Annotated in this window: 8 protein-coding genes; 4 read left to right on the top strand and 4 right to left on the bottom strand. The window is 43.8% G+C overall.

The window, feature by feature from the left end:
- Window positions 1–874: 874 nt before the first annotated feature.
- Window positions 875–2107, top strand: coding sequence for a benzoate/H(+) symporter BenE family transporter (locus ABZA00_RS14025; protein ID WP_372882782.1), 1233 nt, complete (start codon window positions 875–877; stop codon window positions 2105–2107).
- 176 nt (window positions 2108–2283) lie between these two features.
- Entirely contained in the window at window positions 2284–5769 is a 3486-nt protein-coding gene (locus tag ABZA00_RS14020) for an EAL domain-containing protein (RefSeq protein WP_372882781.1), read from the top strand.
- 774 nt (window positions 5770–6543) lie between these two features.
- Here ABZA00_RS14020 and ABZA00_RS14015 read toward each other — a convergent pair.
- The gene (locus ABZA00_RS14015) at window positions 6544–7596 is read right to left on the bottom strand and encodes an alcohol dehydrogenase family protein (RefSeq protein WP_372882780.1); all 1053 of its coding nucleotides are present in this window, start codon (window positions 7594–7596) and stop codon (window positions 6544–6546) included.
- A gap of 1 nt (window position 7597) precedes the next feature.
- Window positions 7598–8113, bottom strand: coding sequence for a TetR/AcrR family transcriptional regulator (locus ABZA00_RS14010; protein ID WP_372882783.1), 516 nt, complete (start codon window positions 8111–8113; stop codon window positions 7598–7600).
- 277 nt (window positions 8114–8390) lie between these two features.
- Between ABZA00_RS14010 and ABZA00_RS14005 the strand changes: the two genes are divergently transcribed.
- Window positions 8391–9194, top strand: a complete 804-nt coding sequence (locus ABZA00_RS14005) for a MetQ/NlpA family ABC transporter substrate-binding protein (RefSeq protein ID WP_372882779.1) — start codon at window positions 8391–8393, stop codon at window positions 9192–9194.
- Window positions 9195–9439: 245 nt separating this feature from the next.
- Here ABZA00_RS14005 and cowN read toward each other — a convergent pair whose 3' ends face one another.
- Window positions 9440–9757 (bottom strand): N(2)-fixation sustaining protein CowN, encoded by a 318-nt coding sequence (cowN, locus tag ABZA00_RS14000; protein WP_372882778.1) that lies wholly within the window; start codon window positions 9755–9757, stop codon window positions 9440–9442.
- A gap of 87 nt (window positions 9758–9844) precedes the next feature.
- Window positions 9845–10483, bottom strand: coding sequence for a Crp/Fnr family transcriptional regulator (locus ABZA00_RS13995; RefSeq protein ID WP_372882777.1), 639 nt, complete (start codon window positions 10481–10483; stop codon window positions 9845–9847).
- A 217-nt stretch (window positions 10484–10700) separates the two neighbouring features.
- Between ABZA00_RS13995 and ABZA00_RS13990 the strand changes: the two genes are divergently transcribed.
- Window positions 10701–10835 (top strand): hypothetical protein, encoded by a 135-nt coding sequence (locus tag ABZA00_RS13990; protein ID WP_372882776.1) that lies wholly within the window; start codon window positions 10701–10703, stop codon window positions 10833–10835.
- Window positions 10836–10941 lie beyond the last annotated feature (106 nt).

The following is a 10941-nucleotide window of genomic DNA, read 5'->3' as shown; positions in this document are numbered from 1 at the left end:
TTGCATGAAAAAGGCAGGGGTTTGATAAGCTTTTGTGAGTCGATTTGTGTTTTGATTTTTTAGCCCTGTTTGACTATTTATTTCCAAAAAATATCATTTGACTTAAAACCAGAAACGTGCACCAAATCGTTTTTTACCCCCTGAATGTGACAAAAATCCCAATAAATTGTCCTTTTCGTGTTTTTTTGTGCGTCTCTTAAAATTTTCAGCAATAAATTTTCCCGCCAATAAACAAACAAGCCTCAAGGTAATAAATTGCCGGGCTGTTATTTTTCATTAGCAGAAGAGCAGGAAAGCGAAGAAAAATAGATAAAAACAACTTAATTTCACGCAATGAATGGCTCACCCCGTCAGCTATTAATAGCAATCGGTTTTATGATGCGATCTTATTTTTTGTAAAGTGCATTTCATACACCGTAAGCAACAATTCACCTCTCGCTCATTCGCGCATTGCTTTGGCGGGAAGTGACAAAACACGAGGGTGATGCTCTTATAATTGCAGAGAACGGCATGATGCGCTGGGTAAAGCGCCTCCAACTATCCAACAGACAATTATACGAACAGTGAATTAAACGCCTCAGTCTAATTCGGGCAGCAGATTATATGCCGGAAAATAACAGTTGCTGAGTTCGCCAGATAAGCATCGGGCGGATCAGCACAAAAGCGTCTGCTAATTTTCCACAGGGTGGCAATAGCCTCCTGCTAGCCTACCTGCCCTAACGTCGCCTTCGACACTCCGGAGAGCTTCCCAGGCACATCCACACTGCCCCCTTTTTTATTAGCTGCTTTTTATTGTGCGTTATAACGCACAGTGCTATATTGCCAATCGTACGCTATAACGCACAAAAATATTAAAACAGCGGGGGAGAATAAAATGCGCCGGGGAATATTCAATATCAGCCACCTATCAGCAGGCTTTAGCGCAGTGCTGGTCGGTTATACCAGCTCTGTCGTACTGATTATTCAGGCCGCAACTGCCGCCGGGGCAACAGAGCAACAAACCGGCAGCTGGTTACTCGCACTGGGTGTGGTGATGGGGCTTAGCTCTATGGCTTTTTCCTGGTTTTATAAAGTACCGCTGTTAACCGCATGGTCAACGCCCGGGGCAGCCATGCTGATCACTGTGGTCAATGATTACCCGCTGAGCAATGTGATCGGTGCTTTTATTATCTCGGCCGCCCTGATCACCTTAACTGGACTGCTCAGACCGATCAGCTGTTTATTAGAGAGAATACCCGCGCAACTGGCAACAGCGATGCTCGCGGCTATTTTACTGCCGTTTTGCCTGAAAGCTTTTACCCCGGTGATGAGCAGTCCGGTTATATTCTGCAGTATGTTTGCCGCTTTTATGGTGGCAAAACGCTTTTTGCCCCGTTACGCCATGCTGATTTTACTGATTAGCGGCATTATCTGCTCCTTTTTTGCCGGGGCATTCGCCCCCCAGTTAACGACCTTCTCTGTTGCCCGACCGGTTTGGATGACACCAACCTTTGATCTGATGGCCATCCTTAATATCAGCCTGCCGCTCTATATTATAACTATGCTGTCACAGAACCTGCCGGGCTTTGCCATGCTGCAGAGCCATCACTACAGCGTCCCCGCCAAACCGGTTTTTATCGCAACCGGTTTAAGCAATCTGTTATTTGCGCCATTCGGTGCGTTCAGTGTCAATCTGGCCGCCATTTCCGCAGCGATCTGTATGGGTGACGAGGTTGATCCCGATAAAACACAGCGTTATCGGGCGGCAATCTGGGCAGGTATTTTTTATCTTATTGCCGGTATCTGGGCAACCACAGTGGTCACCCTTTTTTTAGCCCTGCCGGCTGAAGTAACACAGCTATTAGCGGGGCTGGCGTTACTCGGTACACTATTAATGTGTTTGCAGACCGCATTTGCCCGGGAGGAATACCGTGAAGCAGCCTTAATGACTTTTCTGCTATCATTGTCCGGGATCACTTTATTCGGCATTGGTGCAACAATATGGGGGCTGCTGGTGGGATTAATCGAGATTAAGTTAACTAAAAAAAGGCAAAAAACAGATCCACTCAGCACTTCGGATCACAGTAAAAAAGAGCCAAAAAAGGCATTTCTCCCGGGCAGATCTTAAAGCTGCCGAGAATTGCGGCTCTGCAGCAGTTCCACTATACATTTAAATTTCACTAGGTATGATCAGTTTAATATAGCAAACAGAAAAGGTCATATTTATCAATGCATAGTAAACTCTTCAATTTTTTTATTATGATCTTTATTTCCTGCCATCTATCGGCGGCCGAGAAAGTTGTATTGCAGCTAAAATGGGAACATGAATTTCAGTTTGCCGGCTATTATGCTGCTAAGTGGCAGGGTTTTTATGCGGATGCGGGACTGGATGTCGATATCCGCTCCGCCATAACACCAGACAAAAGCATACTCAGCCCAAGCGAAGAACTGAGCAAAGGCAATGCCCAATTTGCTATTGGCGGATTAGATATCCTGATCAGCAAGGACAAAGGTGCCGACCCGGTCATTCTTGCATCAATATTCCAACGCAGTCCGGTAGCTGTCTTTGCGCCGCAGCAGACTGATATTAGCGACCTTACAAAACTTGCCAAGCTGCGCATTGCAGCCAGCGGGTTAGATTTTACGCAAACGGAAATTACCGCCCTGTTACGTTCCCATGGTTATGATTTGACAAAAATCAACTTTGTTGATCAGCCCGCCACCCTCGATACCTTAATAAATGATAAAGCCGATGCCATTGTTACTTATGATATATCTGCCCAATTCTCAGCAAAAGAAAGAAATATTAAGCTTAATAGACTCCACCCTGCTGATTTTGGTTTGCAATTTTATGGTGATTCTTTATACACATCATACAACTACGCGCAAATGCATCCCGATATTGTACAGAAATTCACCCAGGCAAGTAAAAAAGGCTGGCTTTATGCCCTTGCGCATAAACAAGAGATTGCTCAGAGAATAGCAGATGAACTGCCTCGTTATTTAGTGCAATACGATAACGCCTATGCCTACAATATAGCCTTTGCCGAGCAGATTGATACATTGATTAATTATCCTGAAACACCAATAGGGGAGGTCAATAAAGATCGTTGGTTTAACATGAATGAAAGAATACGTTCACTCGGTCTTGTTCATTCACATATAAATGAGGAACACTTCCACTTTACAGCAATAGAGAGGCAACCTTTTTTAACTGATAATATTTTTTCTCTGTCAATAATCGTTTTATTTCTGCCGCTTATTATTTATTTATGGCATCAGCAGCATAAACGATTAACCATACTCGCCGTTTTATTCACCACCTTTCTGATTGAAACTCGGATTGAGGAAATACTGATTAAAGAAGAAAAACGCATAAAAAAAGACCATGCCGCGCAACTGCTCAATTCCGTCAGTATTAAATTACAAGGGCACTTGCAGACAAACCTGTCGATGCTTACCGGATTCGCAGCTTATATTTCGGCAACACCGGATTTATCTGAGAATGATTTTAACCGCTACGCCAAAGCGCTCCTGCAAAAAGATCCGATGCTGATGAGCTTCTCTGCAGCCAGGGAGCTGAAAATCAATTATATTTTTCCGTTAACCGGCAATGAAAAAGCAATGGGCCTGAATTACCGGGACATTCCTGAGCAACTGGCAATGATTAAACAAGTCATTAATAGCGGGCAAGTTCAGATGATCGGCCCGGTTAACTTAGTGCAGGGTGGGACAGCCCTTATCGGCAGAGCCCCTGTCTTTTTCGAGGATGGTAAATTATGGGGGATTATTTCTGCGCCGCTCGATGCGCAATCATTATTTAAATTTTCAGAAATAGAAGAATCGCGTAAATACATTAATATTGCGATTAGAAGTTATGATGCTCTTGGCAGTGCAGGTCCCATCTTCTTCGGAGATGAGGCTGTTTTTGACTCTGCTGAAAAATTAGAGGCAAAGATTTATGTCGGCGGCAACTCCTGGCATATTGCCGCCGTTCAGGTAGAAAGTAATCATAAATTGCCCGCCAATATTTATTTATTACGTGCTTTTTTCCTTATCAGCACTATCATTTTGACCTGGTTTATCTGGTTTAGATTTCAACAATTATCCAATCAACAGAAACTCGAACTGAAGCTCAGGGAAGATAAAAGATTATTAGAGTCTGTGGGCCGAGTCGCCAAGATTGGTGGTTGGAAACTTGATAATAATTTACATTTTTTGCAGTGGTCGGAACAAGCTTCCCTGGCGCTACGCAAGCCGGGAAGTTTTTCCCCAAGCTGCTTAGCCGATCTCAAACGCTACTTTTCAGCAGAAGATTATCAATTATGGGCTGAAAAAGTAAAAACAGCGCAACAAAGTTCTAAAGCCTTTACAATTCAATTACAACTCAGCACAAAAAATAATAAACCAATTTGGCTACAAATAATGTCTGATAGCAATGAGGTGGGCCAGCGTGACTCTATTACCGGCACAATTCAAGATATCACAGAGAAAATATTAAGTGCACAACTCATTGAATACCAAGCCTCATACGATAGCCTTACGGACCTGCCTAATCGCCGCTATTTTCAGGAAAGACTGGAACAGGCGATAAAAAATGCGCACCGGAGTAAGCAGAAATTAGCCGTGTTATTTATCGATTTGGATCGCTTTAAACCCATTAATGATAATCACGGACATCAAGCAGGAGATCGGGTATTGATTGAAGCTGCCACCCGACTTAAACATATGGTGCGCAGCTCAGATACGGTGGCACGATTAAGCGGTGATGAGTTCTCCATCATTCTTGATAATATTTCAGCATATAACCATGTATTAACATTAGCGCAGCAGATTGCAGAAAAAATGCAGGAGTCTTATCAAGTGAACAATATTCAGGTGCACTTGAGTGTCAGCATCGGGATTGCACTTTATCCGGACGATGCAGATAGCGCGGATTCGCTTTTAAAAAAAGCAGACCAAGCTATGTATGAAGTAAAAGCAAGCGGCAGAAATGGATGTCAATTCTATACCAAAGAGATGCAGTTAAAATCAGAGTATCGCCATGAACTGCATAACAAGCTCATTACGGCACTCAATAGCCAGGAGTTACAACCCTATTTTCAACCGATTATTGATCTTAACACTAATCAAATCTGCAAATGTGAAACATTAGCCAGATGGCAGCAGGCAAATGGTGACTTTATTTCCCCTATTGAATTTATTCATCTCGCTGAAGAATCAGGATTAATTAACAAGATTGATTTATTTATGCTGGAAGAATCAAGCAGATATCTTTGCAGCATAAACGCCGATATTGAGCTGTCGATCAATGTTTCCCCGAGGCTGTTTCACACTAAAGATAATGCCTTGGAGAACTGGGTGACGGCTATCAAAGAGGTCAGCAAATCAATTAACGTCACTGTTGAGATCACCGAGCGGCTGTTAACTGACGATTCAGAAAAGGCACTTGCCATACTAAATCAACTTAAAAGTGTCGGTATTAAAATAGCAATTGATGATTTTGGTATAGGTTACTCATCGCTCAATTATTTGGTTAAATTTCCGGTTGATATCATTAAAATAGACCGCAGTTTTGTAAATAAAATCGGCATTGATCCTTCCTCAGAAGCTTTAATTGAAACTATTCTGGGAATGGCAAACCGCCTTGCGATTAAAGTCGTTGCCGAAGGGATAGAGACAAAAGAGCAATTGGCTTACCTGCAGAAAAACAACTGCCATTACGGTCAGGGCTATTTTTTAGGTAAGCCGATGAGTAAAGAGGATTTTCATTCCTTGCTCAAAGGATAATGAGTTTTTTATCTGTGCAGGTAAGTTTGTTATGTCTGCCGATATCTTTTAAAGTGTTTTAGAACGGAAACTACCTAAGCCAACGGCTGCTATGTACTTAGTGAAAAGTTAATGCAATTGTGTACTGTCTATTATACAGAACGCCTGCAGGATAGGGTCCTCGGCTTTAGCCGAGCTTGAAAATAGCGCGGCTGAAGCCCTGACTCTTATACACAAGTCTGTAACCATTGGTGGTGTTCTTTATTCTTTTCGGGGCGCAGGATTTATCCTGTAAATAAAGGTAAAATTTAATAAATTTGCTATTCCGCCCTTGACGGCGTGTAGACTATGAGAAACCGAAACGCAGTTTCGCAGTTCGAAAAGTCATGCTCTTTGCACTGCCAAAGAAAACAGGGCACGCAGAGCTTTGCCCGCTCGTAACACTATGCTGTCGCATAACTCGCCCAAAAGAAAGGCTGCCCAAGCCATTTTTTTTATCTTGTACTGCTCAAGCACTTTTTAACGCACCATCCCAGACCGTACATCCCTGTACTGGCTGAGATTAGGGAAATCTAGGCTGAGCCTTCTCATGAACCTAAACTGTCGTTTAATTCGCGCCATGATTTTCCTTGCTAAAGTACTTGCTCAATCATGGGACTTTTGTATAAGAGTCAGGGCTAAAGCCGAGGCCCCATGAAGGCGTTCTGTATATAGACAGTACGGAATTGCATAAAATAACTGATAACTTTTCACTAAGTGAAAAATTTGCCTGTCCAGTTTTGTTGCGTGGCTTTATTATTCTGCTACGCTGAGCACCATCTTGCCTACATACTCTTTTTTCAGGAACAGATCCTGCGCCGCATTTATCTCTTTTAGCGGAAAAGATTTGGCGACCAGCGGTGTAATTTTACCCTGCTCGATATAGTTGACCAGATTCTCGAAGACACCCTTTGCCAGCACTGTGCAGCCGAAAAAACTTAAATCTTTCAGATAAAGGGTTCTGACATCCAGCTCGACAATGGGGCCGGCAATGGCACCGGATACCGCGTATCTGCCGTGAGGTCGTAATACCTGTAAAAATTCAGGCCACTGCTTTCCGGCTACCAAATCGATCACCACATCAACGCTGTTTTCACCCAAGCCTTCGACTAAATCAGCACCCCGCGGCAGCACCTGATCGGCACCGAGATCCAGCAGCAACTGATTCTTGCTCGGGCTGGTAATAGCAATAACATAAGCGCCGCGTGCCTTGGCAAGCTGAATCGCCGCGGAGCCAACGCCTCCGGAAGCACCGGAAATTAAGACAGTGTCCTGTGCGCTTACGTTTGACCGGGTAAGCATATTCTCTGCTGTTGAGTAGGAGCAGGGGAATGAAGCCAGCTGCAGATCAGATAACGGGCTATTCACCGCAAAAGCGTGTTGCGCTGCAACCACAGTGTATTCGGCGAATCCCCCGTCGCATTCAGAGCCAAAATACCAGGGTGGATTGCGTTGCTGACCCTTTGCCTGAGTAAGACAAGGCTCGATTAACACTCTTTCGCCGATGCGTTCTTCGCTGACATTATCACCCACGGCAACGATTGTGCCGCAAACGTCTGCGCCCTGAATTCGCGGAAAAGTTAACGCATCACCGGACCAGCCGGCATCAGTACTATCTGCTCCTTTTTTTGAGTACCAGGCGATGCGCGTATTGATGTCGGTATTGTTAATGCCGGCGGCGGCAACGCGGATCAGCACCTCATCTGCAGCGGGTGTCGGAACAGGGATATCATTCCGGTATTGCAGCATTTCCGGTCCACCGTGACCGGTAAGCAAAATGCCTTTCATGGTTTTTGCAATGGTAGACATATTAATTTTTCTCCATAAGTTGTAATAGCGTTTTTTGTGCGGATGTTATTGCCTCTTTACCCAGTACCGGCCATGCACTCGATACCCCTTCGTGCAGCAGAAACAGCGCCGTAGCAAGATCTGCTCTGTGGCTTTGCTCACCTAAAAACCGGCGCACCTCTTCTTTGTGCTCTTTCACTGCCTTGTTGATCATCGCGTTATCCGGGAAGGCGGCAATGGCATTCATTGACATACAACCGTGCGGCGCGTGCTCCTTCATCCAGCGTTCAAGTTTGTGAAAAATATGCACGGCAAACTCAATACCATCAGCAGGAGACGCTTCGAGCAGAAAGGTCAGATATCTTTGATGGCGATGCGCCAGCGCAGCGACTATCATCGCCTCCTTGGATGGATAGTGTTTGTACAGGGTGCGCAAACTGACGTTGCAGGCTGTTTTTAACTTAGCAACGCTTGGCTCGGCAAAACCATACTGACTGAAAGCCAGTTCAAGACTGGCGGCTATCTCTTCTTTGAGCATCATTACTCCATAGGTAGAATGTTTGTTCTACTTTCAGGGTAGAGTAGATGTTCTACCTCTGTCAATAAAAATTGCTGCAAAATAACCGGGGCTTCAAGCGTTGAGTGCGGAAAATTTTGCGCATCCAATTGTTTTTATTGCCGTAAAGGGACTCTGTTGACTGTGTAAAATCAGCAGGTTAAAAAGAGCAAGAATTGTGTTGCATCTTTGTTAATAAAAGTTAATATGGACATTCAGACGTCTAAACGTCTTTTTTGCTGTTAATATGGGGAATGGAATGAAGCAATATAAAAATGTAGGTCAATGGATCGCCGCAGTTTTTGTTTTTATCGGCTTAACCGCTTGTGGTCAAAAAGATAATACGGTGTTAAAAGTGGGCGCAACGGTAGGCCCGCATGCCCAGGTGGTGGAAGCTGTGGCAATGGAAGCGGCAAAGCAGGGGTTACAGGTTGAAGTGGTTGAATTTTCGGATTATGTCACACCAAATGCGGCGTTAGCGGACGGCAGTTTAGATCTGAACAGTTACCAGCATCTGCCTTTTTTAACTAACTACAATAACAATAATGATACCGCTCTGGTTTCCATGGGCCAGTCTATTCTGATGCGTATGGGGATCTACTCCAATAAATACACTTCACTTGCAGAGCTTCCTGATAACGCATTGATTGCCATTCCGAATGATCCGACCAATGGCGGAAGAGGTCTGCTGCTGTTAGCCGATGCGAAACTTATTACCCTGAAACCAGAAGTAGGTTATAAAGCAAGTATCTACGATATTATTGACAATCCGAAAAATCTGCAATTTGTTGAAATTGAAGCGGCCCAATTGCCAAGAAGCCTCGATGATGTGGATGTGGCGACCATCACCATGAATTACGTAATGTCTGCCGGGTTAGATCCCAAAAAGCAGGGCATTTATCTGGAGCCTAAAGATGCGCCGTTAGCGGTAATGGTTATCGCATCCAGAGAGCAGGATAAAAACAACGCAAATTACAAAAAGTTTGTGGAAATTTACCAGTCCCAGGCAATTCGTGATTTTATGGACAAGACCTTCAACGGCACTATTGAAGCAGCTTTTTGATATGGTTCAATAATCTCACCAGAATCCCGCCTTCAGGCGGGCAGTAACAATAACAGCCGAGCCTAAAGGCTCAGTTCCGGATATGACCTTCTGCATAATAGAATAAGCAATGTAGGGTGTGCTTGCGCACCGCGTGTTTTGCTATGGTTCATTAATTTCACCAGAATCCCGCCTTCAGGCGGGTAACAACAATGCAATTTGTAATGTCAGAAAGATGACAAAGTGGATTATTTGACAAGTTAAAGTTAACAACACTCCTGCTCAATCTTATACAGCAATGCCAATGCAGCCTGATCATTACATAGCTCAAAGTATTCGTATAAGGTATTGGTCTGGTGGCCGATAAAGTTCAAATTATCATGCTGCAGTTTTGCCTGCTGTTCTCTTTTTTGTGCAAAATATGTATGCCATCTCTTATCGCCATTACCGGCATTGATATTATTCTCGAGCATGGTCATTAGTCGATCTGAGTTTAAATAACAATCGATTCCGCAGAAAGTGACGTAACGATCTGCTTGCTGTTCCTGTTCTTTGTTGGTTGCGGCTAGTGGCATCACGTTCATACTGTACTCCTTAGTTCTCTGACTCATATTGTGTAATACAGTTTAGCGAGTCAGTCAGTATGCGTCTGTCAGCTAGCTGACAGTGGGTTAAAAATCTGCCATTTTTTTCAGTCTGGCAATATCGAGTAACAGAATCTGGCCTTTTGTCTGGCGCGCTAAAATGCCGGACTTCTGCATATTGGAAATTAGCGTTGATAAAGTTTGCCGTGAGGTACTGATAGACTGGGCGAGTAATTCAATACTAAAAGGAAGCGGAATTGAAACCGGTGCTGTTTGCTCTTCTTCCCCCGTCAGTTGGCTAAGCAGAAAACAGGCAAACCTTGAACGAACATCTCTGAAAGCCAAATTTTCTATGGTATCAATGCAACCTGTTAATGTGCTGGACAGTACCCGGGTGATAGTCCCAAACAGTTGAGGATGTTGGTGAATTTTGCGTGAAAAGGTCTGCATATCGCAGACGTGTACCTGACTTTCTTGTATCGCTTCAACATGGGCCCGGGTGTGGGTGCAGTAAATATCACCGGGATTCAGCAGTGCAATAGTGAAGACTTTATCACCGCAGCTTAAGAAAACCCGCAGGCGGCCTGATGAGATATAAAATACGCGGTTATCCTGATCTTGCGGGGAACTCAGTAAGGTATTTGCAGCAAGCGAGCGTTTACGAAATCCTTCCAGCAGGGTGTCCAATTCTGGTGACGGGGTGGCACTTGATGCTGATATACGCATATTATCCTCAGTAAATTTCCAACAAAATAGATATTCTGCAATTGTAATGCCAGAAATTAACTGCAGTTTCCTATATTGAATAGAGGGGCCTTCTTTTAATAACAAACTCGCATAAATAGCCTTTTACAACATGTTAGACTATCAGCATTAGCAGGCTGATGGTTATGACCGCTTGATATCATGCTTATTACTCTTTTTTAATTCCTAAGGCTTATTCATGTCAGAAACACATCTTTTCGGTACGATCAAAAAAATGCGTGCCACACTCAATGATCAGCAGCAGGTGCAATACCAGCTGCCATTAGGCGATCAATTGTTAGCTAGTTCTCATCCAGAAACGTTAACATACTGAAATATATAAAAAAACAGGCAAAAAAGAAGGAAAACTCCGGTAGATTTACTATAATTAATAGTGCTAACCAATTGATTACATTAAAAAAACCGGAGTTTGGAATGCG

Source organism: Psychromonas sp., assembly GCF_041586535.1.
In the GTDB taxonomy this organism is placed as follows: Bacteria; Pseudomonadota; Gammaproteobacteria; order Enterobacterales; family Psychromonadaceae; genus Psychromonas.
Note: the sequence above shows the minus strand (reverse complement) of the source record. Positions and strands in the feature narration are given on the sequence as shown.

Coding starts and splice junctions, on each gene's coding strand:
- ABZA00_RS14010 (WP_372882783.1), bottom strand. CDS start 8,113: ATGCTCAAAGAAGAGATAGCCGCCAGTCTTGAACTGGCTTTCAGTCAG.
- cowN (WP_372882778.1), bottom strand. CDS start 9,757: ATGAACGTGATGCCACTAGCCGCAACCAACAAAGAACAGGAACAGCAA.
- ABZA00_RS14005 (WP_372882779.1), top strand. CDS start 8,391: ATGAAGCAATATAAAAATGTAGGTCAATGGATCGCCGCAGTTTTTGTT.
- ABZA00_RS14015 (WP_372882780.1), bottom strand. CDS start 7,596: ATGTCTACCATTGCAAAAACCATGAAAGGCATTTTGCTTACCGGTCAC.
- ABZA00_RS14025 (WP_372882782.1), top strand. CDS start 875: ATGCGCCGGGGAATATTCAATATCAGCCACCTATCAGCAGGCTTTAGC.
- ABZA00_RS13990 (WP_372882776.1), top strand. CDS start 10,701: ATGTCAGAAACACATCTTTTCGGTACGATCAAAAAAATGCGTGCCACA.
- ABZA00_RS13995 (WP_372882777.1), bottom strand. CDS start 10,483: ATGCGTATATCAGCATCAAGTGCCACCCCGTCACCAGAATTGGACACC.